We start from the raw sequence: 23,013 nt of genomic DNA on the forward strand, positions 1-23,013 counted from the left end.
CTATGTGAAATCCGAGTCCGGAAGCCTCTGCCAAAAGTAAAGATTTCAATCTCAGACGCGTACTTTTCTGCTGAGGAAACCATGACCGACTTTTTCAACACAATCGGCCGATAGCAGTCTGTCGACAACGGCAGCTATTGTAGTGGTCTAATGAAACCGGACACCCATTTAGGCGAGAATGCTCGCCAGATCGAGGTGTCAGATGACCAAACAACGCCGTTCCTTTTCTGCTGAATTCAAACGCGAGGCTGCCGACCTCGTGCTCAAGCAAAACTACAGTTTCATCGAAGCCAGTCGTTCACTCTGCGTCGGCGAATCGGCCTTGCGACGTTGGGTCGATCAAGTCCAGAAGGAACGCCAAGGTGTTACCCCGCAGAGCAAAGCGCTGACCCCAGAACAACAGAAAATCCAGGAACTGGAAGCTCGTATCGCTCGACTTGAGCGAGAGAAATCCATCCTAAAAAAGGCTACCGCGCTCTTGATGTCGGAAGATCACGAGCGTACGCGCTGATCAATCAGCTGAGCGTCCATGAGCCGGTTGATTGGCTATGCAACGTATTTGAAATCAACCGCTCAAGTTACTACGCCCACCGCCTAAAGCGCCGAACGCCGGATGTCGAACGACTTCGGTTGCGCAGCCGGGTGAGCGAGTTGTTTTCACAAAGTCGCAGTGCTGCCGGCAGCCGTAGCATCCTCTCGTTGATGCGTGACGATGGTGAGCAACTCGGTCGGTTCAAAGTGCGCAGCTTGATGCGTGAGCTTGACCTCGTCAGCAAACAGCCTGGTTCTCACGCCTATAAACGAGCGACGGTTGAACGTCTGGATATCCCGAATACGTTGAATCGGGAGTTCGATGTCCCAGCGCCCAATCAGGTCTGGTGCGGCGACATTACTTACATCTGGGCCCAGGGCAAATGGCACTACCTGGCTGTTGTGCTGGATCTTTGTGCGCGTCGGATAGTGGGCTGGGCATTGTCGGAAAAGCCGGACGCCGAGCTGGTTATCAAGGCTCTGGACATGGCCTACGAGCTACGTGGAAGACCTCAGGGTCTGCTGTTTCACTCGGATCAAGGGTCGCAGTATGCGAGTCGTTTATTTCGTCAGCGGCTGTGGCGTTACCGTATGCGCCAGAGCATGAGTCGCCGGGGAAATTGCTGGGACAATGCGCCGATGGAGCGTGTGTTCCGGAGTTTGAAAATCGAATGGATACCAACCACGGGCTACCGAACGGCCCAAGAGGCCCAGCGCGACATCAGTCATTTTTTGATGCATCGGTACAACTGGATTCGGCCCCATCAATTCAACGCTGGGCTCGCGCCAGCTCAGGCTGAGAAAAAACTTAACGTCGTGTCCGGGATTAGTTGACCACTACATATTGACCCTTCCTTGAGTAGTGTCCAGTTCTTGTCAGCCTTAGTAATGTGGTAGTTTTCCATTCGTTCCTCCTAACGCCATTGAACGCATCTTCGATATGTGATCGGTTGAGCACCGTCCTCCTAATGAGTTTAAAAAGGATGAGGTACGCCGGCGTCATCGCTTGCTCATATCATCCGTCACTACTGAGCACCGTCGGCTCCGGAATTGGCTCGAGCACTCAGGTATGATTTTGAGGGGGAGTGCTCATTTCCTCGCTGCGCCCATCCTCACGTTCTCTCAATAGCCAGCAGACGACTCCGAGCACCAACGTAGCGAAGCCTAACGCGGCAATAGTAAGCGCAGGTGTGGTTGCTGAATCCAAAATGACGAACTTCCTACTGAGCGCTAGCAACGCTATCAACAGTACCGTCCGAACTTGAACGATGCTGTCGCGCCTTAGAGCCGGACGAACAATTGAATGCTTGAACTCAAGAGCAATGAGCACGGTGAACATTGAGCCGAAAAGGGCCTGAAAAACATTGTGGTCTAAAGGATCCAGCGCACCATCAATTAGGAGCGGCAACACCCTTCGGCAGAGCTGTAGCAACGCCATTATGATTACAGACGCAATGATGAGACTTAGCGCAAGAACGACCACTTGTTCGAAACGCTCGTATGCACTCATCAGTGCCCACTGAAGCCTGAAATTTTTAAGCGTCGAGTTGCTCTCACGCTTTTCAGAATGAAGCTTTGACACGACTCGTCTCCACATCCGATACGATTTTGGGTACCACTCTGAGCAGTGCAAAAAAGCAGTCTGGTGTCGAATCGCGAACGATACAATCTCGATCCTTGCAGGGGAATCCTCGAGTGCTCATGCAAATGCTCATGGACAGTGTATATCGGCAGGTCACCCCTCCTCTCAGACCGATCTCGAATATGGGTTGCACCACATCAATTTCAAGGGCCTTTTTTTGGCGGTTGAATTAGTCTCAGAGGCTTTTCATAATCGTGGTGTTGGCTTTTGTGACGTGCGAACGCTCGTTCTTAAAGGCTCGCCATTCGCTACGCAATGCGTTGCCGGCCGGGCAGCGGTATTCCTCAGCCTCTTCATTCCAGTAGAAATTGTTACTCGAGAAGATGTCGTTCTTGCGCTCGGTTTTGTCCCACACTGGCACATGCGGCTCGATGTTTTTTTCTTTCACCATCCAGGCCAGCATCGGCGCGGTACCGTACGGTCAGACCCCATGGCGCGATAGAGCTGGCCCATCCTGAGCAAGGCTTGTTCATTGTGGGAATGAAGAGCTATGGCCGAGCGCCAACGTTCTTGTTGATGACGGGGTATGAGCAGGTACGGTCTGTTGTCGCGGCATTGGCGGGCGATTGGGATGCGGCCAAAAGGGTTGAGCTGGTCCTCCCGGAAACTGGCATTTGCAACTCGGATTTCGATGAAGTCGATAATCGCTTGAAGGCTTCGGCAAGTCAGACGTCTTGTTGTGGCACCGAAGAGAAAATCCTTGAGGCTGCACCTCGTACCTCGCCGGGTTGTTGCAAAACCTAGTGAACAGCCACCGACCCCGCCCTCGATGACCACGGCGGGTTAGGGGCGATCTTCTTATGTCTTCTGCATGCTTAGGTAGTCCTTGAACCAAGGAGCGACCTATTTCTGCGTGAGTGACAGATCATTACATAAAACATATATACACCACCGCAGATATTTGAAGAGGCACGGAAGGCGATTTACCTGATTAACGCCGTAATACAGAGCTTTCATTTAAGGTGGTCGGCGGCGTCCAATCGTTTTGATGGATCAATGTGTGGTTGGCTCTTTACCTTGCATACGGAAAAACATATATTCGTTAAGCCGTATATGAGCTGAGGCTTCACTATGACCAGCAAAGCCCGTGTCCTGTTCGTCTGTACCGCCAACTCCGCACGCTCCCAGTTGGCCCAAGCGTTGCTGAGGCATACCGACTCAGAGCATTTCGAGGCGTTCAGCGCCGGCACAACTCCGACTCAGGTAGATCCGCGCACCTTGAGGCGCTTTCACACATCGGTGTGAGCACTGAAGGATTACGTAGCAAGTCGATAGACGAGTTCCGTGGTGAGCGTTTCGATTACGTCATCACCTTGTGTGATAAAGCCGCAGCGGAATGCCTGTCTTTACTTGGAGCCGGTGAGGCATTGGCCTGGAGTTTTGAGGACCCGGTCACCAGCATCAAACCCGATGCCTTCCGTCACACACTTCACGAAATTCATGAGCGCATCAAGATGTTCGTCTTGGTCAAAAACAAACACTGAGAAAACGATATGGCTGACCATCTGACACCGACCACTGTTTTCAAATGCCTGGCTGACGACACTCGGGTCCGCACGATGATGCTCATCACCCGTGAAGGAGAGCTTTGCGTTTGCGAACTGACCTGCGCGTTGAATGAGAGTCAGCCAAAAGTCTCCAGACACCTCGCGCAGCTGCGCAGTTGCGGTCTGTTGTCGGACCGTCGGCAAGGTCAATGGGTGTATTACCGACTGCACCCGAATCTCCCAGATTGGGTCCATCAAGTACTGACCACTGTGCTCGAAAGCAACAAGCATTGGTTGAGCCCTGACGCCAAACGCCTTGATGAAATGGGCGACCGTCCTGAACGGGCACTGGCCTGCTGTGAAAGCTAAAGCGCCTGATTCCGCCTTCGACTACGAGATCGCTCGATGAAAATCCTGTTCCTCTGCACTGCCAATAGCTGTCGCAGCATCCTCTGTGAAGCGGTCTTCAATCACTTGGCACCGGAAGGCATGAAAGCCTACAGCGCGGGCAGTCAGCCCAAAGGTGAAGTGCATCCGCTGAGTCTCAAGACTTTGGAAAACGCTGGTATGTCGACGCTCGGGCTGTTCAGTAAGTCCAGCGATGTCCACGTGAACTTGGCACCTGATTTCGTCATCACGGTGTGCGACAAGGCTGCGGGTGAGGCCTGCCCGGTATTTTTCGGGCCGGCCACCAAGGCCCACTGGGGGCTGGCTGACCCTTCGGAATACCTCGGGACTCAAGAAGAGATCGAGGCGGCTTTTGAAGCCACGTTGGAGCAGATCAGAACCCGTATTGAAGCCTTCCTGGCATTACCGCTTTCGCAACTGAGTGCCGAACAGCTCAAGGCAGAGCTGGCCCTGATAGGCACGCTGTAACCACAGGAGCAATGACCATGAGTAAAAGCCGCCTTTCCTTCCTGGACCGATACCTGACCCTGTGGATTTTTCTCGCCATGGCCTTGGGCATCGGTTTGGGGAGCCTGTTCGAAGGCTGGCCGCAGTGGCTCAACAGTCTTTCTGTGGGCACAACCAACGTCCCCATCGCTATCGGCTTGATCGTGATGATGTATCCGCCTCTGGCCAAGGTTCGTTATGAGGAACTGCCGGAAGTCTTCAAGGACAAGCGCATCCTCGTTTTGTCCTTGGTCCAGAACTGGGTCATCGGCCCGGTGTTGATGTTCGCACTGGCGATCATCTTCCTTCGGGACCAACCGGAATACATGACTGGCCTGATCCTGATCGGCTTGGCGCGTTGCATCGCGATGGTGCTGGTTTGGAGTCAGATCGCGGGTGGCAACAATCAGTACGTCGCCGGATTGGTGGCGTTCAACAGCATCTTCCAGATCCTGTTTTTCAGTGTGTATGCCTGGGTCTTCCTTGGTCTGCTGCCGCCGCTGTTTGGGTTGGAAGGCAGTGTGATTGAGACCAGCTTTGTCAGCATTGCCGAGTCCGTCCTGATCTACCTGGGGGTGCCGTTCCTGGCAGGCTTCCTGACCCGCAGGATCCTCATTGCCCGTAAAGGTGAAGCTTGGTTTCAGGAGCGCTTCATTCCAAAGATCAGCCCGCTGACACTCGTGGCACTGTTGTTGACCATCGTGGCCATGTTCAGCCTCAAGGGTGATGTGGTGCTGCAATTGCCGCTGGATGTATTGCGTATCGCGATCCCTCTGACGATCTACTTCGTGGTGATGTTTTTCATCAGTTTCTGGATGGGCAAGCTGCTCAAGGCTGACTACCCGCGCACCACCGCATTGGCTTTCACAGCCGCAAGCAACAACTTCGAACTGGCGATTGCCGTGGCCATTGCCACCTTTGGCCTGGCTTCCCCGGTCGCCTTTGCCACGGTGATTGGTCCGCTGGTGGAAGTACCGGTACTGATTTCCCTGGTCGGTGTGGCCCTTTGGCTGAAACGCCGCTGGTTCGATGAATCCAAGAGCGCCATTGCGCAGGACAAAGACTATGTTTGATGACCACATCCCCCAACTCGATACCGAACTGGTCGATCTCCCATCGACTGACAAGCTGGGCATCGAGAAGACCTCTATCCATAAGCCACGCATTTTGCTGCTGTACGGATCGACCCGTGAGAGGTCCTTCAGTCGCCTGCTGGTCGAGGAGGCCGCTCGATTGCTGGAGCACTTCGGCGCCGAGGCGCGGATTTTCAATCCGTCGGGCTTGCCGCTGCCAGATGACGCCCCCGACGATCATCCACGTGTGAAGGAGCTGCGCGATCTGATGCTGTGGTCCGAGGGGCAGGTCTGGTGCTCTCCAGAACGTCACGGTTCCATGAGCGCGGTGTTCAAAGCTCAGATCGACTGGGTGCCACTCGCGATGGGCGCGGTACGCCCGACCCAGGGCAAAACCCTCGCCGTCATGCAGGTGTGCGGTGGCTCGCAGTCGTTCAACGTGGTTAATCAGCTGCGAGTGCTGGGACGTTGGATGCGCATGTTCACCATCCCCAACCAATCCTCGGTGCCGAAGGCCTATATGGAATTCGACGACAACGGTCGGATGAAGCCTTCTCCGTTCTACGACCGTGTCGTTGATGTGATGGAAGAGTTGGTGAAATTCACGCTGCTGCTTCGCGACCGTCAGGACTATCTGGTCGACCGTTATTCCGAGCGCAAGGAGTCGGCGGAAGAACTTATGAAACGTGTCAATCAGCGTTCCATCTGAGGGTTTTTCACTGTGCAACAACACCCATATTCCGTACTGCCCCTGGCACAGTTCAGTGGCCAAATGATCTTCACCCCGTGCCCAGGCACGAAGGGCACCAAGCCTTTCGAGGCGTTGCAAACCCTTAAGGACGCAGGGGCATCGGCGTTGCTGACGCTGATGCCGACCGAGGAGTTGCTTCAGAACGAGATCGACCTGTTGCCCGAAGAGTGCCAAATGCTCGGCATCGAGTGGTTTCACCTGCCCGTCGAAGATGATCAAGCGCCTGGCGAAGCATTCAAAGCCGCCTGGGAGCATCACCATCCGCGTCTCAAGCAATTGCTGACCGAAGGGAAAACCATCGCCATCCATTGCAAGGGCGGCTCAGGTCGTACGGGTTTGGTCGCCGCTCAGCTATTGATTGAGAGCGGTGTGCCATTCAGCGATGCCATCCGCGATGTTCAGTCGCTGCGGCCGCGCGCCATTCAGCATCCTGCCCACATTGAATACATCGGCCAGTTCGACACCCAGTCCAACTCCCACTGACAACAGATACAGAGCACAACAACATGACTATCAAAGTTGGCATCAATGGTTTTGGTCGGATCGGTCGCCTCGCGCTGCGAGCCGCCTGGAGCTGGCCGGAGTTTGAATTCGTCCAGATCAACGATCCGGCAGGCGATGCAGTAACCCATGCACACCTGATCAACTTCGACTCTGTGCATGGTCGTTGGCACAACGAAGCCAGTGCAGAAGGCGATCAGGTGGTGATTGGCGGCAAGCGCATCAAAGTGACCGCGAACAAAGCGATTGCCGACACCGACTGGTCGGGTTGCGATCTGGTGATTGAGGCCAGCGGCAAGATGAAAACCGTCGCTGTGCTTCAGGCTTACCTCGACCAGGGCGTGAAGCGTGTGGTGGTCTGCGCTCCGGTGAAGGAAAAAGGCGCGCTGAACGTCGTCATGGGCGTCAACCATCAGCTGTTCAAACCGGCTGAGCATCGCATCGTCACGGCGGCGTCATGCACCACCAATTGCCTCGCTCCAGTAGTCAAAGTGATCCACGAAAAGCTGGGTATTCGTCACGGCTCGATCACTACTATTCACGACCTGACCAACACACAGAGCATTCTCGATCAGCCGCACAAGGATCTGCGGCGTGCGCGTGCTTCAGGCATGAGCCTGATTCCAACCAGTACCGGATCGGCCACCGCCATTGCCGAAATCTTCCCGGAGCTGCGTGGGCGCCTGAATGGGCACGCCGTACGCGTACCGCTGGCCAACGCTTCGCTGACCGACTGTGTCTTCGAGGTCGAGCGAGCCACCACTGTCGAAGAGGTAAATCAGTTCCTCAAGGACGCTTCCGAGAATGAGCTGAAAGACATACTCGGTTTCGAGGAGCGTCCACTGGTGTCCATCGACTACCGCACCGATCCGCGCTCATCGATCATCGATGCGCAGTCGACCATGGTCATCAACGGCACCCAGGTCAAACTCTATGCCTGGTACGACAACGAATGGGGCTATGCCAACCGCACCGTCGAGCTGGCCAAAATGGTCGGTCTAGCGGTCTAAGGAGCGGTCATGAAAACGTTGTCAGCCCTCGCGCCGGAAGTGCGGCAGTATCTGCTCGTGACGGGCAACTACTGGGCCTTCACCCTCACTGACGGTGCTTTGCGCATGTTGGTGGTGCTGCACTTTCACGCATTGGGCTACAGCCCACTTCAAATCGCGGCATTGTTTCTGTTCTACGAACTCTTTGGCGTTATCACCAATCTGGTGGGTGGCTACCTCGGTGCTCGGCTGGGTCTGAACCGAACCATGAACATCGGGTTGGGCCTCCAGGTTGCGGCGCTGCTGATGCTGACGGTGCCTGCGGCCTGGTTATCCATCCCCTGGGTGATGGGCGCTCAGGCTCTATCAGGAATTGCCAAAGACCTGAACAAGATGAGTGCCAAAAGCTCCATCAAACTTCTGGTTCCTGATGGGCAGCAGGGCAAACTTTACCAATGGATAGCCATCCTCACTGGCTCGAAGAACGCACTCAAGGGTGTCGGCTTCTTTCTGGGTGGAGCCTTGTTGGCACTCATCGGCTTCAAAGGCGCGTTGCTGGCCATGGCGGGTGTCCTGGCGCTGATCTGGATCAGCAGCTTGATCCTGTTGAAGAAGGACCTCGGCAAGGCCAAAGCCAAGCCAAAATTTCGCGACATCCTGTCCAAGAGCCGGGCGATCAATATCCTCTCAGCGGCCCGAATGTTCCTGTTCGGCGCCCGCGATGTCTGGTTTGTGGTGGCCTTGCCGGTGTACCTGAGCAGCGTGTTCGGCTGGGACTTCTGGGAGGTTGGCGGCTTCCTTGCTGCCTGGGTGATCGGCTACGGCATCGTGCAATCGTTTGCTCCGCGCATCACTGGCAAGAAACGTGGACATGTCCCTGATGGCCGCGCTGCATTTCTGTGGGCACTTGCACTGGCAGGCTTGCCTGCGGCGATCGCTCTCGGGCTGAACACTGGTTTGTCGCAGCAGACGGTGCTGCTCGGCGGTTTAATGGTCTTTGGCGCGCTGTTCGCGGTGAATTCGTCGCTGCACAGCTACTTGATCGTGTCCTACGCCAAGGAAGATGGCGTGTCGCTGGATGTGGGTTTTTATTACATGTCGAACGCTATGGGACGGTTGATCGGCACAGTGCTTTCCGGCTGGATTTATCAGGTGTATGGGCTGGGGGCGTGCTTGTGGATTTCGAGCGCGTTCGTACTGCTCGCAGCCTTAATCTCCATAGGCCTGCCCAGGCATTCTGCGTCGCTACTTAACAACGTCGGGAAGAATGACCCATACGCATGATGGCCGCCGATGGCCATGGCCCTTTCCGTGAGAGAAGATCAACTGACAGGGCTGACGGCTAGAGACCGAGTGTCGTTTTCATTTCGGGTAGAGGAGGGCAGAGGGACGATTGTTTCCATTAAAAAAATAAAAATAGCGATGGTGAAATTAGCCTGCTGACCAAGTCCAGCCCCTCAAGGCGTGTCTGTCACATAAGCTGTGCAGCTCAGATCTGAATAGCCACTGCCTCTACCCAACTAATCTTCTGGCTGAACGTGGCCATCCAAGCGCTCAGAGCCAAGGAGGTCGGAAGGTGTGCCGCGGTGGTTGCCGACGAGGCTCTCAGGCTGCCCTCCTGACCTGGCAGTCCGCGCAGCAGGCGTGGTCGATATAATAAGTCAGGGTTGATTGGTGGTTGTTTCTACCCAAAGCACATCCAAGGGCTAAAAGCGCCCCATTGAATATTTGCACGAAGAGCGCATTCCTCCATCCCTCGGTGTTGATCCTATGGCTTCAAGGATTGGCTTCAGGCTTGGTGAATGCTGTCTGTTTCAATCTCGGCGCAAAAGCGTATGGGGAGCACAACCGAATGCCTTGCGAAACGCATGGCTGAAATGGGAAAAATCAGAGAAACCGAAATCTAGTGCCGCTTGGGAAATACTACGCACCTGACCTCGTTCAAGGGCATCCCGACTGGCAAGCAGCCTTTCCTTCCATATCTCCGCGACCGGAGATTTCTGATACCTGGCGAAAGCGCGCGTGACGGTCCGAGTAGAGACATGATGGGCTTGAGCAATGCGCTCAAGCGATAGGTCCGGCTCGGTCAGATACTGATGGATATAATTCATGATCCGCCCATACAGATCCAGCTCGTCGTGCGTGTTCTTCAAGTCCTGGAGTTCCAGGCTAATCACTAGCAGCTCAAGCAGCATGTTGGAGTAACGGCTGGATATTCCCGTATCTTGGAGGCTAGAAGTGGGGCTCGCTGCTTGACGTAACATCTCCCGTAACGGGGTCACCCCTGGGCGACGATCATCGAGGACCACCGCGGTGCACTCCGCTATATTTGGCAATCGCTGGCTAAGCAACTGCCGTGGAATGCGCACCAGATGGTTTTCGCCCCCCCCCAGACTGAAACGGAATGCCTGAGATGCGTCATAAAGAAACAAACTGTCCCCCACCAGCTTTGCCTTACGCTCTCCCTGTTCCAGTTCACCATAACCACGCCGAGTGAAACCCAGCCACAGATCATCGTTGGGATCATTGCGCAGGTGCTGGGCGGACCTCTCCCAATAGTGCAGAGGGGCGGACAACGTGCAGATGTCCAACGCCCCCATGCTGTGAACCTCCAGTGCACCATCAAAATCACTCTGCGCCAACGGTTTGCTGTCTGCCTCCAGACAGTGATGACAGACCACTTCTTTCCAGTACTCAAAACGACGTGGCGCGGTGACCGCTAGGGTCGAGTACTGACTGGTCTGGCTCATCACTTTCACCTCGCTGCGGTTAAACAAAACGGCGGTAGTACCGGTTGCCTGCGAGCTCAGCAATAAGCAGGCCATCCTTCTCCTTACTTGCGACTGTGGGTGTACAGACCACTGGCCAATACCTTACACGCCCGAGCTAGAGAGCTGCTTAGGCAGATCCTCCTAATACGCCAAAGCGATCCCGGTGCCATATCTTGAGACAAACATGCTCCTCGTCGCAGCACCCCGCACCATAACTGCACATCAGAGTTCCCAGTCCTTTTTGTGGCTGTCCTTCCTAACCAAACGGTTGTCCATTCGAGCCAAGCGCATCTCATCGCCCCTAGATAACTTTTACTCCACACCGTGTTCCTCCAAACGCAAATGATGAGGTGGCCCATGCATCCACAAGAACAGCAACGACTGTCCGACTCATTCTGGTATTTGCAGCGGTGGGACATAGCACCTGAAGAGTTTGCCACTTACCTACTGGAGCTAGGGGCGCTGGTGCTGCAACGCCAAAAGATTTGTTCCAGCAAAAAAATGACAACACCCACTGGGATGTTGAACCACTAACCGTCCGCCTGAGACGGCAATAACGGAGCCCCCATGGAATCTGCAATCGATAAACACCTCAAATGTCCCCGGACACTGTCCCGCCGGGTTCACGACGACTACCAGCCCCCCTTCCCGATGTTTGTCGGCCGCGCTGACGAAAGCGTTCAGCAAGTTGTGATGGCCTACCTCGGCGTGCAATTTCGCGAAGAACAGCGCACCGCCGCTCTAGAGACCATGCGCCACATTGTGTCCAGCTTCGCCCTCGCCAATGGCCCGGGGAACCACGACATGACCTACCACCTCGACAATCAGGGTTACGGAAATTTCATCGTCGTTGGCTACTGGCGTGATCCAGTTGCCTATTGCCAGTGGCTACGCTCGCCGCCGGTGGCCGACTGGTGGAGTGATGACGCGCGCCTGAACGAGGGACTGGGGTATTTCCGAGAGGTCATCGCGCCGCGCGCCGAGCAGTTCGAGACGCTGTATGCCTTCAAGGAAGATTTGCCTGGCATCGGTGCCGTCATGGACGGCATCAGCGGCGAAGTCGAGGAGCACGGCTACTGGGGCTCGGCACGCGACCGCTTTGCGGTCTCACAGACCGACTGGATGCAGCCGACCAGCGAATTACAAGTGCTTTCTGGCGACCCCGCCAAGGGCGGCAGGGTCGTGGTGCGTGGTCACGACAATCTGACGCTGATCCGCTCCGGACAAGACTGGGTCGAAGCTGGCGAGGAAGAACGCGCGCTGTATTTCAACGAGATGCTGCCGCCACTGCAGGACGGCATGGACTTCCTGCGCGACGAGGGGCAAGCACTGGGTTGCTACAGCAACCGCTTCGTCCGCAACATCGACCTAGACGGCAATTTGCTCGACATCGCCTATGACATCGGTCACTGGCGTTCACTCGATAAACTGGAGCGCTGGGCCGAATCCCACCCCACTCACCTACGTATTTTCACCACGTTCTTCCGCGTGATCGGAGGCCTTTCGAAGCTGCGACTGTACCACGAGGTATCGGTATCGGATGGCAGCCAGCAGTTGTTCGAGTACCTCAACTGCCACCCGCAGACCGGAATGATGCGCGACGCGCAAGTCTCGCCTACCTAACACCCATCGCTGGCTCCACTTTTAGCCCTGCGCGTCGCCTAACGGCGCCAGCGGGGCTCTTTTTGCCAAAAAAAGGATCTTCGATCATGAAACAGTTCCGCTACCTGTTGCTTGCAGCACTCCTCCCCAGCCTTTCCTCCCACGCTGTCGAGGTGTCACCTGGCGACTACGAGCAACTCCCCGTTGGCGCGACCCTTGGCGTGCTCTACTACCAGCACTCCACCACGGACAATGCCTACTCCCAGGGCCGCAAAACCAGTTCAGATTTCAACCTGACTTCCGACGTCGGCATTCTGCGTCTGCTGCACATTTACCAGTTGAGCGAACGACTCACCATCGAGCCACAATTCCTGTTGCCCTTCGGACATGTCTCAGGCGGTGGTGACGCTTCCGCCTTAGGTGACACCAACGGCATCGGCGACCTCATTCTCACAGCGCCGCTCAAGTACCGTCTCAACGATGCAAAGGACACCCTCGGTGCCACCGCTTACCTCTACGTGCCTACTGGCAACTATGACAAGGACGACGCGCTCAACCTTGGCGAGAACCGTTGGAAGGTTGATCTCCAGGCCGCTTACATCAAGCACTTCTCGGACAAGTGGGCCATCGACCTCGTAGGTGACGCCATCTGGTACGGAGACAACGATGACTTCGGCGCCAGCTCCGCCCGCAAGGAACAGGACGTTTCCTATGGCGCCCAATTAATGGGCCGCTACATGCCCGACCAGACCACTGCGCTAGCCATCGGCTTCGGCCACAACTGGAGCGGCGAAACCCAGGTCGCCGGTGTCAACCAAAACGACAAGATGGAAACCACCAACTTCCGCGTCACCGCCACCAAGTTCTTCACCGCCAAGGACCAAATCCAGTTGCAACTTGGTCGTGACCTTTCGGTGGAGAACGGCGCCAAGGAGGACTTTCGCATGAACCTGCGGTACGCACGGGTTTTCTAACCCCCTGTCCGTCTAGACCAAACGGTTGTCCTTACCAGCCAAGCGTGCGCTCGACGGCGGATCTAACTTGGATCCGTTGTAAGCCTTCGCAACCCGTATCAACCGTGCCGAACACGACATTGAGCTAATGAGATTGCCCCCACCCGAAACGGAGAAACCGCACCATGACCGACCAGCAACCATCCATAGAACAACAGCCCTCCCTCTACACGCGTTTGGGGGGCTATGACGTTATTTATCAGTTCGCAGGCGCAGTTTTGAGAAAAACAATGGGACATCCTGCCATCGGCCACATCTGGGCCCATATGTCCGAATCAACGTTCCAGAAGGAACACATCAATTTTGTCGATTTCCTTTCTGAACACTGGGGTGGCAGCGCCAAATACAGGGGTAGAGACATGGTCACCGCGCATCGCGGAATGGGTCTTACCGAGGTGCACTGGCAAGCCGTGCTCGATTGTCTCGAGGAATGCTACAACGACTACGAGCTGGCACCGGATCTGCGCAAAGAGGTCAATGACTTTCTCATCAAGTTCAAACCGGCCGTGATTGGTAGCCCCTCCTATCGAGACGTCGTACTCGCACACCCTGAAATGGACCCAGCCAAAGGAATGAAAAGCGTTGGAGTTATCTGGCCGAAACGCGGGAAGTCATCTCAGGAAGAAACAACGCCTAAGTCCGAAAACTGAGAGTCTGCGGTCTTGAGTCCTCCCCTTACAATGGGGCGCATCACTTTATATACCGCGCTGCCAGGGCTCGCTCTGGCAGTTTAAGACTATCTTGGTGTAACTACGCCTCAATCCGCCAGACATACTCCCAAGACGGTGCCTCGTGTTTGCTGCCGCTGGCCTAAGTGTGACGCGCTCAATCCCCCAACCTCGAACATCGTCATTCCCCGCGCCATCCTTAAGTACAGCAGTTGATCGTCTCCCGATCTCGCTCAGAAAGCACCGCCGAGCCAGGCCCAACGTAATGCCGCGCCAGTTCGCTCAGCTCATTTTGTATGCAACGCCTGAGAGGTAGCCTCAACCCCGGATCGGCTAATAAGCAGCGATACAAACTGGGGCAACCCAGTCCCTCTCAACCAAGTGACTGTCCTCCTCAACCAAGCACCGCTCAGTCACTGGAGATAGCTTAGGAACAGGCCCCGGTCACGGCCCGCCGACAGCAGACGCCACGCCAGGATTTCCCGGCGAGACTTTTAAACAGACATTTGCCAGCCCCTACGGGCCGGAACAGGAAACAGGACACACCATGGCCATCACCCGCCCGACTCTCGAACAACTGCTGGATCTCGCCAGTCGCCTGCACATTCAGCTGACACCCGAACAGGCCAGCGAATATCTGGCACTCATGCAGTCAAGTTTTGAGGCGTACGACCTGGTCGACGAGTTACCCGATTTTACCCCTCCAGTGCGCTACGAGCGCGGTCCTGTTCATCGCCCTTCAGGCACGGAAAACCCGCTAAACGCCTGGTACTACAAGACCGAGGTGATGGGTGCCAGTTCAGGCAAGTTGGTCGGCAAGACCGTCGCGCTCAAAGACAATATCTCTCTAGCCGGTGTCCCAATGATGAACGGCGCCGCGCCACTGGAGGGTTTCGTACCCTCGTTTGACGCCACCGTGGTGACGCGCTTGCTGGACGCCGGAGCAACTATCCTTGGTAAAGCCACCTGTGAACACTACTGCCTCTCCGGTGGTAGCCATACCTCAGACCCAGCTCCCGTGCACCACCCTTTGCGCCATGGTTTCGCAACGGGCGGTTCATCCTCCGGCAGCGCGGCGCTGGTGGCCACAGGCGAGGTTGATTTGGCCATTGGCGGCGACCAGGGTGGCTCTGCCCGTATTCCTGCAGCGTGGTGCGGCATTTATGGCATGAAGCCCACCTGGGGTTTAGTGCCTTACACCGGTGTCATGGCGATTGAAGCCACTTTCGATCACGTCGGCCCCATGACAAGCAACGTACGTGATAACGCACTCATGCTCGAAGTCATGGCCGGAGCGGATGGACTCGATCCACGCCAGGCTGCGCCTAAAGTCGACAGCTATAGTGACTATCTGGAGCGAGGCGTAAGCGGACTCAAGATCGGGATCCTGCTGGAAGGCTTTCAACTCGCCAACCAGGACCCACGCGTCGCAGAGAAAGTACGCGGCGCCATCGCAAAATTCGAGGCATTGGGTGCCGTCGTCGAGGAAGTATCCGTTCCCGAACACAACTTGGCGGGATCGCTGTGGAGCCCTATCGGTTGCGAAGGCCTGACCATGCAGATGATGCACGGCAATGGCGCAGGCTTTAACTGGAAGGGGCTGTACGACGTTAGGCTACTGGACAAACAGGCCGGCTGGCGCAATCAGGCGGATGCATTGTCCCCGTCGCTCAAGCTCTGCATGTTCGTCGGCCAGTTTGGTCTGGAGCGTTACAACGGCCGTTACTACGCCAAGGCGCAGAACATCGCACGCGTTGCCCGAGCCGGTTATGACAAGGCGCTGGACACCTACGACCTGCTGGTCATGCCGACGGTACCGATCATCGCCCAGCCGCTGCCTGAACCGGGTTGCTCGATCACCGAGAACGTCTCCCGGGCGCTGGAGATGCTCGGCAACACTGCCGCTCAAGACATTACGGGTCACCCGGCCATGTCGATCCCTTGTGGCCTGGTGGACGGGCTGCCAGTGGGTCTGATGTTGGTCGGCAAGCATTATGCCGAAGGCACCCTCTATCAAGCGGCAGCCGCATTCGAGGCTTCTGTCGATTGGCAGACGCTGTAAGCCTGCTCCACCGCAGACTCACAAAACGTCGCGCGTCGAACGTTTGCTGTTCATCCGTATAGGCAGATGAGGAAACAACCGATGAGTACACCTTTATCCCAAGTATCCATTTCGACGCGTGGCGAACGGATCTTCACCGGTGAGTAATGCTGGTGGCGATTTCATCAACTTCTATAGGGGGCAAAGACATGAGCCACACACACGAACATCATCACGATCACACTGAGCCTCCGGAGGCCATCGAGCTGCGCGTCAAGGCGCTCGAATCCCTGCTGACGGAAAAGGGGTTGGTCGACTCCATGGCCATGGACGCGCTGGTGGACACCTACCAACACAAGGTCGGCCCGCGCAACGGCGCCCAAGTGATAGCGAAGGCCTGGTTCGATCCCGTGTACAAACATCGGCTGCTGGAAGATGGCACCGCAGCCATCGCCGAGTTGGGCTTTTCCGGTGTTCAGGGCGAAGACATGGTGGTAGTGGAGAACAGCCAGGCCGTGCACAACGTGACGGTGTGCACACTGTGCTCCTGCTACCCCTGGCCGACCCTGGGTCTGCCACCAGTCTGGTACAAGTCTGCGCCTTATCGCTCACGAATAGTCATCGACCCGCGCAGCGTGCTGGCCGAGTTCGGTCTGACGATTCCCGATGACAAGGAAGTTCGCGTCTGGGACAGCAGCGCTGAGCTGCGCTATCTGGTACTACCGGAACGTCCGGCGGGTACTGACGGCTGGAGCGAGGAACAACTGATCGAACTCGTGACTCGCGACTCCATGATCGGCACCGGCCTGCCTAAGAAGCCGGATGACGTGGTCTGAATCTGAGAAGGAGAAAACCTATGAACGGTATACACGACCTGGGCGGTATGCATGGCTTCGGCCCAGTGCTCACGGAAGAGCACGAACCTATCTTCCATCATGACTGGGAGCGCAGAGTTTTTCCGCTCTTCGCCTCACTTTTCGTCGGCGGGTACTTCAACGTCGACGAATTCCGCCACGCCATTGAACGCATGGAACCGGCCGAATACCTGCAGGCGAGCTACTACGAGCACTGGCTGCACGCCTTCGAAACCCTGCTGACGGAAAAGGGCGTCATCAGCGCCGCCGAACTGCAGGGCACGGCCAAACCGAGCCCACCGACACAGCCTGTCACGGTGTTAACACCGGACATCGTCGAGGCCGTAGTGCTCGGCGGCGCCTCCTCGCGGGCAAAAGAAGATATCCCCGGTCAGTTCCGAGTCGGTGACCGGGTGCGGACGAAGAACCTAAATCCTACCAACCACACCCGACTGCCACGCTACGCGCGCGGTAAGGTTGGCACAATCGTGATTGCACATGGAGCGTTCGCCACCCCGGACACGATGGCCCACGGGTTGGGCGAACAGCCGCAGCAGGTCTATGCCGTGCGCTTCAGCGCTGAAGAACTGTGGGGAGTCGCGCGGCCGGACAGTGTGTGCATTGACCTGTGGGACAACTACCTGGAGGCCGTATGAACACGAGCATGCACCACGACTACAAAACCGTCGGTCTCCCTCTCGACGATGAAGGCCCGGTATTCGACAAGCCTTGGCAGGCCCAGGCTTTTTCCCTGCTGGTGCACTTGCACCAAGCCGGCCTGTTCCCCTGGAAGGACTGGGTGCAGGTGTTCAGCGAAGAGATCAAGGCTGCACCGGCGCAACCCGGAGAAAGCGTCAATGACGCCTACTACCGGCAATGGATCACGGCGATGGAAAGAATGGTCACCACACTCGGCCTGGCCGGTATGGAAGACATCGCACAGCGGGTCGAGGAATGGCGGCAGGCTTACCTGAATACCCCCCATGGACAACCGGTGGCACTGGTCAATGCAAGCTGCCCGCCGGCCCACGGGCACACCCATGAGCATCTGCCGCATCGCGAGCCCGTAGCGATCAGTCGAGCCGCCTGCTGAGGTCGGAGCAATTTCTTTGTTGTCTCTATTTTTCCCCTAACAAGCCGCCGAGGCGGCCAAGGAGTCATCGTCATGCATATCGAACCTGGCCTGGTGGAAGCCGGAAAACTCTGGCTGAGCTATGTTACCGCCGCAAGCGTCGGCACCTACACCGTCAAACTCGCCGCGGACGCCATTGGCGAACGAGGTGCCGTCTCGCTGGTAGCTCGCACCGCCGCCGCCACATCGCTGGTGTTTGGCTTCTTTCAGCTACTACCGCACCAACTGGTCGGCGTTTCCGAGGTGCATCTCATACTCGGCTCGACGTTGTTCCTGTTGTTCGGCGCCGCGCCCGCGGCGGCAGGTCTCGCTCTGGGGCTGCTGATCCAGGGTTTGTTCTTCGCTCAATTCGACCTTCCGCAGTACGGCATGAACGTCACCACCCTTTTGGTACCGCTGTTGGCAGTTGCTGCCCTGGCGCGGCGTATCATCGCGCCAGACACGCCCTATGTGGATCTGAGCTATCGCCAGGCACTAGGCCTGTCCACTGTTTTCCAGTCTGGCATCGTCGCTTGGGTTGCCTTCTGGGCCTTCTACGGGAAGGGCTTCACGGCAGAGAACGCACTGTCAGTCCTTACCTTCGGCAGCGCCTACATGACCGTTGTCATCCTCGAACCGCTGCTGGATCTGGCCGTGCTCGCGGGCGCGAAGGCAGCACGCGGCCTGCGTGGCAGCACGCTGGTCGAACGCCGTCTGTACCAGGTCGCCTGAGACGGCACGAGTCGGTCTAGGTTCAGGTGTCCCCGGGGCAAGCGAAGGTCGTAATGCCTCGGGCGACACACCGCAAGAATCGACCGAAACCTTGCAAACAGAACTGGGGGTAGTTGATGTTCTTCAGAAATGGCACCCGCAAGGCCCTGAGCCTACTCGCCAATAGGCTGGACCAGCCCCACGGTGAAGACGTATCGATTATGACGAAGGACTCGTTGCTGTTACGGGTACTGACAGGCATCAATCGCCTGCTCGCCGAGCGTGCGGCGCTCCAGGCTAAAGAGACCGATCTGAATGCCGAGCTGCAACGGCTCGACACTCAGATTAATGAATACAGAACGCAGCTGCGCGATCGGGAACAACTTTGGCAACTGGCGGCCCATGGGGTCGATGGTATCCTCTGGCAACTGCAGCTCAATGGTAGCCTACAGCCCGCCGATCACGTGTCGCTACAATGGTCCGGCAACCTGCCGGCGCACGCGGAGTTACCTGTCCAGCTGGGCCTCTGGAACGAACGCCTTCACCCGGACGACCGCCAGATTAACTTGGACACCCTGGCTCGCCACCTTGCCAACCGCGGCGGCCATAGCCCTTACCAAGTAGAGGTCCGACTCGCAAGTCAGTCGGGAGAATACCGCTGGTTTCAACTCCGTGGCGAAACTCACCGTGACGAACGGGGTATGCCGCAGATCACCGTTGGCGTCCTGCGCGACATTCACGAGCAGCACCTGCGGGATGAAGAATTCGCACTACTTTCAACTCGCTTCGACATCTCCCGCGAGTGTATCCAAGACGCACTCTGGGACATCAATATCCTTGCAGGCGACCCGGCCAACCCGAACAACGTCATCTGGTTTTCATCCCAGATGCGCCGATTGCTTGGCTACGAAACCATCGAGGAGTTCCCCAACGTGTTCGAAAGCTGGCTGTCCCGTCTGCACCCCGAGGACAGCCAGCGCGCCGTACAAGCCTTCATCGATCATGTCGGCGACCACTCCGGTCAGACACCATTCGATGTCACCTACCGGCTCAGACATAGCAATGGCGAATACCGTTGGTTCCTTGGTAGGGGGCAAACCCAGCGCAGTACTGACGGCACGCCGCTACGCACCGTGGGGGCTATCACCGATGTGCACTCCATTCGCGAAGAAAGCCATCTTCGCCAGGTTCAGGAACGCCAGCACCAGACAATGCAGGAAAACCTCGCCAAGCTCACACAGATCGTTGCCACCATTCAGGGTATCGCCAACCAGACTAATCTCTTGGCGCTGAACGCAGCCATCGAAGCAGCCAGAGCCGGTGAGGCCGGGAAGGGCTTCGCCGTGGTTGCCGACGAGGTCCGAAAACTGGCCACCCGGACCAGCCAGGCCACCCAGCAAGCGGCCGACATGATAGAGAGGTACTGAATCGACGCAGCCCCTAATCTGTTGACCGCAATGCCTGCTGTCCCCTGCGCATAACTCAGTTATCACCGCTCACGAACTTGAGGACATGCCCAACATTACACTCAATAGTCCTCCCGACTCGGCCAGCTACATCGTGCACCGCAGTCTCTAACTGACGACCATTCAGCGCACGTAGCAATGAGGGCCGGTTCAACAACAACGCGGTAAGCCCAATGCCGATTTGATTGCCTCACAAGGCTCTCCCCTATGTTCGACTGACGCAATGCGTCTTTATGAAGACGCCAGCCCCCTCAGGCGGGCATGCGGAGATCTGCCATGACAATTTTTACTCGCCAGCATCGCAATTTTATTGCCTTGCTAATTGGCGCACTGCTCGCCATCCTGGTTACTACGGTTGCATATAGGCTTCACCGTACTGATGTCTCATCAATACCGGCTGCGGCAACCAGGAAGGCGGATTCCAATCTACCCGAAGTCATGCCTTGGCGTTACGGTCACGAAGAGGCCAAGTTTACCCTGGTACTGTATGCGGACCTTGAATGCCCATACTGCAAATCCTACTACCCGGTTCTGAAAGACTGGGTCGATAGACATCCCGAGACAAATCTGCAATGGCACCACTTACCACTTACCACTTACCACTTACCACTTACCACTTACCACTTACCACTTGCCACTTGCCACTTCCGATGCATGAACCTATCGCCATACGTGAGGCTCAATTCGCCGAATGCATGGGCCAGGTCAACGGCCGCTCGGCATTCTGGGAGGCGATCGACTGGATCTACCAGCACACGCGCGGTGATGGACTCGGCATCCCTGATAGCACTCCGTACCCCGATCTCTCCCCTTCCATTCAGACCTGTTTGGACAACGGCCGCACAAATGCCGTAATTCAAACCCGAGCTAGGGAGGGTTCGCAAGCTGGTATCTCGGCCACGCCAACACTGATGATTCGGGAAAACCAAAATGGTCAAGAACTCATTCTGCCTGGCCCCGTCGAGGGAGACGCATTACTCTCTGCGCTGGATTTGCTCACGGCTCAAAACGCAAACGAATCGGATGCGGAAACAGAAATACCTAACGAACTTGTCGGCGAAATTCCAAGGTAGATTTCGATCTCAAAGCTACGATGCGATGCTCTCGTGCTAGTCGAATCCTGCCCCCATCACATCTGTTCGGCGAACAGCCATTGCCTATGCGCTGGCGGACCTCGCATTTGAACTTACTGATCGCCCTAGTCCCTCTCTACTCCTAGAGCCCCCAACGATGTACAGGCACCATTTGTCGCCACTTACAAAGGCTGCAGCACGTTATTGCTCGCTGTCTCATCCCCCTACCGCCGAGAGGCAATCGGCAGCCTCTTGGATAAGCCAATTCTGGAAACGAGCGCACTTTTCATCCTGCTCGAGCGGCCCAGGGGATACCCGCAACAGCTATGCCTTCGGTTCGCGAACAGGACTACTCTCTGCCCTGGGCATCGCCTGCGGCGTCCAGGTTCACGTCATATACACGGTGTTTGGCATAGCTGTGCTGATCGTCGGCTTTTCCACGCTCTTCATGATCATGAAAATCCTCGGAGCGTCCTATCTCATCTATCTGGGATACAAGTCACTGACTGACAAGGTTTCAAATACCAAGATCATGTCGCCGTAACCTTCATTCTGAAGATGCTACGAGACAGTTCTATATCCAAATCGAGTGTGAGACCGCCGATGGCATCGTCGCAGTTTTCCAGGCCTACGGAGTCGAGGCCAACGAATATATCCAGGTCGCTTTTCCAGAAGTCGCTCAAATGCGACGAACGTCCGGGTGTCGCTCGCTTCAGAATCGTATCGCAGCGAGACATTGCCAAGTTGCTGCACTGCTTCTTGCCAGACCTCGAGAAGCAAGTGTTGTCAGATGCCTCCACAGCTCGAGGCATCAAGCTGCGCAAGCAGTTTCCGAGCGGTGCAGGGCTGGCTGGAATGTGGTCACCATCGGGTTCGAAGGTGCCGCCGGCAATTTTGGGCGCGAACAGCCAGCACATCGACCACTCCGAACGCTATCGCCGGGCCGCTGAACATCTGCGGGTGGTGCAGGGGTTGTGGGATTCCTTCGAAGACGATGCATTCCCGCGCGACAAGCAGAGCGGGGTATTTTTTGATCCGCAACGTCAGCTCCGCCTTGATCATCAGGGCGAGTTCTTATCGGTCGCCTTACCAAAGCTTGACCGAGCAGGGCGGGCTACGGCAACACCGAGGTGCAAACCGTGTCGGCGTTCAACACGTTGCGTACCGTCTTGCGGCAACAAGACCTGGATCTGAGAGATATCGTGCAACTGCGGGTGTACCTGGTAGGCGCTGAAGAAACCGGCGGCAGGCTCGACTTCGCGGGTCTGCAAGCCGGTTATACGCAGTTCTTTGGCACCGCCGAACACCCCAACAAACCTGCGCGCACCGCCTTGCAAGTGGTAGCCCTTCCGTTGCCCGGTGCTCTGGTGGAAGTCGAAGCGATCGTGGCCAGGACTGCGTGATCGGTCGCCATCGGTAACACCCAAAAAATCATTAAATCAAAACGGGCTTCGGCGTTACGGCGCCGAAATCCCTGGTGTTCGTTTGCCTGGAAAAAGCAGGCAATGACGAGCAATCAGCGAATACGTTGCCTGGTGCGGCTTATCCGGCGTTAAAAATCGTTTTAGCACGGATGCCGGTCCTGAACGTCCATGGGATACGGCGTCTTTCCGCTTTGCACATTGGCATGTCAAGCCGACTTCCTGGCACAAAATGTCGAGTAAAGCGGTGGGTATCTTCTGATACTCGATGTGCCCGGAGTCATCGCAGTCAGGCCCTCAATAGAAAGAAAAGGCAGCTGCGAAATGGCTCCCAGCCAACAAGGCAAAAAAGGCAGCCCGTGCGCGTTTGGTACTTCGGCATTGTGCTGGTCTGGCCGCGAGGTCTCTTTAAAA

21 protein-coding genes and 5 pseudogenes are annotated in these 23,013 nt (G+C 56.5%); 23 read left to right on the top strand and 3 right to left on the bottom strand.

All coding sequences use genetic code 11. The annotated features are described in order from the left end of the window. Window positions 1-202 precede the first annotated feature (202 nt). Window positions 203-1,365 (top strand): IS3 family transposase gene (locus tag ACYZUD_RS01810; protein WP_462022327.1). Its coding sequence is split into 2 segments (ribosomal slippage): window positions 203-458 and window positions 458-1,365, totalling 1,164 coding nucleotides; the frame shifts between segments, so codons are not numbered across the junction. Between the two features lie 229 nt (window positions 1,366-1,594). On the opposite strand, the gene ACYZUD_RS01815 is transcribed toward ACYZUD_RS01810, so the two are convergent. After that, entirely contained in the window at window positions 1,595-2,128 is a 534-nt protein-coding gene (locus tag ACYZUD_RS01815) for a phosphate-starvation-inducible PsiE family protein (protein ID WP_274610189.1), read from the bottom strand. Window positions 2,129-2,354: 226 nt separating this feature from the next. After that, a pseudogene (locus ACYZUD_RS01820) lies at window positions 2,355-2,591 on the bottom strand (IS5/IS1182 family transposase); the annotation flags it as partial. 653 nt (window positions 2,592-3,244) lie between these two features. Between ACYZUD_RS01820 and ACYZUD_RS01825 the strand changes: the two are divergent. The 9 genes and pseudogenes from ACYZUD_RS01825 (at window position 3,245) to ACYZUD_RS01865 (ending at window position 9,311) form a co-directional block, all read left to right on the top strand. Then, window positions 3,245-3,657: pseudogene (locus ACYZUD_RS01825) on the top strand (arsenate reductase ArsC). A 9-nt stretch (window positions 3,658-3,666) separates the two neighbouring features. Beyond that, window positions 3,667-4,029 carry a metalloregulator ArsR/SmtB family transcription factor gene (locus ACYZUD_RS01830; RefSeq protein ID WP_030131004.1) on the top strand — a complete coding sequence of 121 codons (363 nt, stop codon included), beginning with the start codon at window positions 3,667-3,669 and terminating at the stop codon, window positions 4,027-4,029. A 36-nt stretch (window positions 4,030-4,065) separates the two neighbouring features. Then, window positions 4,066-4,536 (top strand): arsenate reductase ArsC, encoded by a 471-nt coding sequence (locus ACYZUD_RS01835; protein ID WP_462022328.1) that lies wholly within the window; start codon window positions 4,066-4,068, stop codon window positions 4,534-4,536. Between the two features lie 17 nt (window positions 4,537-4,553). Beyond that, window positions 4,554-5,627: an ACR3 family arsenite efflux transporter gene (arsB, locus tag ACYZUD_RS01840; RefSeq protein ID WP_462022329.1), complete on the top strand. Its 1,074-nt coding sequence runs from the start codon at window positions 4,554-4,556 to the stop codon at window positions 5,625-5,627. Next, window positions 5,620-6,336 (top strand): arsenical resistance protein ArsH, encoded by a 717-nt coding sequence (arsH, locus tag ACYZUD_RS01845; protein WP_462022330.1) that lies wholly within the window; start codon window positions 5,620-5,622, stop codon window positions 6,334-6,336. Before arsB ends, arsH begins: the two co-directional genes overlap by 8 nt. Before the next feature lie 12 nt (window positions 6,337-6,348). Beyond that, complete coding sequence (locus ACYZUD_RS01850; protein ID WP_462022331.1) at window positions 6,349-6,861, top strand: cyclin-dependent kinase inhibitor 3 family protein; 513 nt, start codon at window positions 6,349-6,351, stop codon at window positions 6,859-6,861. Window positions 6,862-6,884: 23 nt separating this feature from the next. Next, window positions 6,885-7,889 carry an ArsJ-associated glyceraldehyde-3-phosphate dehydrogenase gene (locus tag ACYZUD_RS01855; RefSeq protein ID WP_462022332.1) on the top strand — a complete coding sequence of 335 codons (1,005 nt, stop codon included), beginning with the start codon at window positions 6,885-6,887 and terminating at the stop codon, window positions 7,887-7,889. Window positions 7,890-7,898: 9 nt separating this feature from the next. Next, entirely contained in the window at window positions 7,899-9,152 is a 1,254-nt protein-coding gene (gene arsJ, locus ACYZUD_RS01860; RefSeq protein WP_462022333.1) for an organoarsenical effux MFS transporter ArsJ, read from the top strand. A 15-nt stretch (window positions 9,153-9,167) separates the two neighbouring features. After that, the gene (locus ACYZUD_RS01865; protein ID WP_462025165.1) at window positions 9,168-9,311 is read left to right on the top strand and encodes a hypothetical protein; all 144 of its coding nucleotides are present in this window, start codon (window positions 9,168-9,170) and stop codon (window positions 9,309-9,311) included. Window positions 9,312-9,682: 371 nt separating this feature from the next. Here ACYZUD_RS01865 and ACYZUD_RS01870 read toward each other — a convergent pair whose 3' ends face one another. After that, a complete protein-coding gene (locus ACYZUD_RS01870) occupies window positions 9,683-10,618 on the bottom strand; it encodes a helix-turn-helix domain-containing protein (RefSeq protein ID WP_462025166.1) in 936 nt (311 codons plus the stop codon). 588 nt (window positions 10,619-11,206) lie between these two features. Here ACYZUD_RS01870 and oxdA point away from each other — a divergent pair. The 13 genes and pseudogenes from oxdA to ACYZUD_RS01935 form a co-directional block, all read left to right on the top strand. Then, complete coding sequence (oxdA, locus tag ACYZUD_RS01875; RefSeq protein ID WP_462022334.1) at window positions 11,207-12,262, top strand: aliphatic aldoxime dehydratase; 1,056 nt, start codon at window positions 11,207-11,209, stop codon at window positions 12,260-12,262. Window positions 12,263-12,348: 86 nt separating this feature from the next. After that, window positions 12,349-13,215, top strand: coding sequence for a transporter (locus ACYZUD_RS01880; RefSeq protein ID WP_462022335.1), 867 nt, complete (start codon window positions 12,349-12,351; stop codon window positions 13,213-13,215). 164 nt (window positions 13,216-13,379) lie between these two features. Then, on the top strand, window positions 13,380-13,904 hold the full coding sequence (locus ACYZUD_RS01885) for a group I truncated hemoglobin (protein WP_462022336.1): 525 nt from the start codon (window positions 13,380-13,382) through the stop codon (window positions 13,902-13,904). 565 nt (window positions 13,905-14,469) lie between these two features. Beyond that, window positions 14,470-15,984, top strand: coding sequence for an amidase (locus tag ACYZUD_RS01890; protein WP_462022337.1), 1,515 nt, complete (start codon window positions 14,470-14,472; stop codon window positions 15,982-15,984). A 188-nt stretch (window positions 15,985-16,172) separates the two neighbouring features. Continuing rightward, entirely contained in the window at window positions 16,173-16,799 is a 627-nt protein-coding gene (gene nthA, locus ACYZUD_RS01895; protein WP_065950764.1) for a nitrile hydratase subunit alpha, read from the top strand. Window positions 16,800-16,819: 20 nt separating this feature from the next. Beyond that, a complete protein-coding gene (nthB, locus tag ACYZUD_RS01900; protein WP_462022338.1) occupies window positions 16,820-17,473 on the top strand; it encodes a nitrile hydratase subunit beta in 654 nt (217 codons plus the stop codon). Beyond that, window positions 17,470-17,910 (top strand): nitrile hydratase accessory protein, encoded by a 441-nt coding sequence (locus ACYZUD_RS01905; RefSeq protein ID WP_462022339.1) that lies wholly within the window; start codon window positions 17,470-17,472, stop codon window positions 17,908-17,910. Before nthB ends, ACYZUD_RS01905 begins: the two co-directional genes overlap by 4 nt. Before the next feature lie 72 nt (window positions 17,911-17,982). Beyond that, window positions 17,983-18,660 (top strand): energy-coupling factor ABC transporter permease, encoded by a 678-nt coding sequence (locus ACYZUD_RS01910; protein ID WP_462022340.1) that lies wholly within the window; start codon window positions 17,983-17,985, stop codon window positions 18,658-18,660. Window positions 18,661-18,773: 113 nt separating this feature from the next. Then, on the top strand, window positions 18,774-20,066 hold the full coding sequence (locus ACYZUD_RS01915; RefSeq protein WP_462022341.1) for a methyl-accepting chemotaxis protein: 1,293 nt from the start codon (window positions 18,774-18,776) through the stop codon (window positions 20,064-20,066). A 689-nt stretch (window positions 20,067-20,755) separates the two neighbouring features. Further along, complete coding sequence (locus tag ACYZUD_RS01920; RefSeq protein ID WP_462022342.1) at window positions 20,756-21,178, top strand: DsbA family protein; 423 nt, start codon at window positions 20,756-20,758, stop codon at window positions 21,176-21,178. Between the two features lie 313 nt (window positions 21,179-21,491). Further along, window positions 21,492-21,689 (top strand): annotated as a pseudogene (locus tag ACYZUD_RS01925) (LysE family translocator); the annotation flags it as partial. A gap of 331 nt (window positions 21,690-22,020) precedes the next feature. Next, window positions 22,021-22,270: pseudogene (locus ACYZUD_RS01930) on the top strand (LLM class flavin-dependent oxidoreductase); the annotation flags it as partial. A gap of 17 nt (window positions 22,271-22,287) precedes the next feature. Continuing rightward, window positions 22,288-22,581 (top strand): annotated as a pseudogene (locus ACYZUD_RS01935) (Rid family hydrolase); the annotation flags it as partial. Between the last annotated feature and the right edge of the window lie 432 nt (window positions 22,582-23,013).

The sequence above is a fragment of the Pseudomonas sp. XS1P51 genome (assembly GCF_054897845.1).

Bases quoted from the DNA above. Each gene is read 5' to 3' on its own strand.
- ACYZUD_RS01855 (WP_462022332.1), top strand. From the start codon at position 6,885: ATGACTATCAAAGTTGGCATCAATGGTTTTGGTCGGATCGGTCGCCTC.
- nthA (WP_065950764.1), top strand. From the start codon at position 16,173: ATGAGCCACACACACGAACATCATCACGATCACACTGAGCCTCCGGAG.
- ACYZUD_RS01880 (WP_462022335.1), top strand. From the start codon at position 12,349: ATGAAACAGTTCCGCTACCTGTTGCTTGCAGCACTCCTCCCCAGCCTT.
- oxdA (WP_462022334.1), top strand. From the start codon at position 11,207: ATGGAATCTGCAATCGATAAACACCTCAAATGTCCCCGGACACTGTCC.
- ACYZUD_RS01830 (WP_030131004.1), top strand. From the start codon at position 3,667: ATGGCTGACCATCTGACACCGACCACTGTTTTCAAATGCCTGGCTGAC.
- ACYZUD_RS01905 (WP_462022339.1), top strand. From the start codon at position 17,470: ATGAACACGAGCATGCACCACGACTACAAAACCGTCGGTCTCCCTCTC.
- arsH (WP_462022330.1), top strand. From the start codon at position 5,620: ATGTTTGATGACCACATCCCCCAACTCGATACCGAACTGGTCGATCTC.
- arsJ (WP_462022333.1), top strand. From the start codon at position 7,899: ATGAAAACGTTGTCAGCCCTCGCGCCGGAAGTGCGGCAGTATCTGCTC.
- ACYZUD_RS01870 (WP_462025166.1), bottom strand. From the start codon at position 10,618: ATGAGCCAGACCAGTCAGTACTCGACCCTAGCGGTCACCGCGCCACGT.
- arsB (WP_462022329.1), top strand. From the start codon at position 4,554: ATGAGTAAAAGCCGCCTTTCCTTCCTGGACCGATACCTGACCCTGTGG.
- ACYZUD_RS01865 (WP_462025165.1), top strand. From the start codon at position 9,168: ATGGCCCTTTCCGTGAGAGAAGATCAACTGACAGGGCTGACGGCTAGA.
- ACYZUD_RS01885 (WP_462022336.1), top strand. From the start codon at position 13,380: ATGACCGACCAGCAACCATCCATAGAACAACAGCCCTCCCTCTACACG.
- ACYZUD_RS01815 (WP_274610189.1), bottom strand. From the start codon at position 2,128: ATGTGGAGACGAGTCGTGTCAAAGCTTCATTCTGAAAAGCGTGAGAGC.
- ACYZUD_RS01835 (WP_462022328.1), top strand. From the start codon at position 4,066: ATGAAAATCCTGTTCCTCTGCACTGCCAATAGCTGTCGCAGCATCCTC.
- nthB (WP_462022338.1), top strand. From the start codon at position 16,820: ATGAACGGTATACACGACCTGGGCGGTATGCATGGCTTCGGCCCAGTG.
- ACYZUD_RS01890 (WP_462022337.1), top strand. From the start codon at position 14,470: ATGGCCATCACCCGCCCGACTCTCGAACAACTGCTGGATCTCGCCAGT.
- ACYZUD_RS01920 (WP_462022342.1), top strand. From the start codon at position 20,756: ATGCATGAACCTATCGCCATACGTGAGGCTCAATTCGCCGAATGCATG.
- ACYZUD_RS01910 (WP_462022340.1), top strand. From the start codon at position 17,983: ATGCATATCGAACCTGGCCTGGTGGAAGCCGGAAAACTCTGGCTGAGC.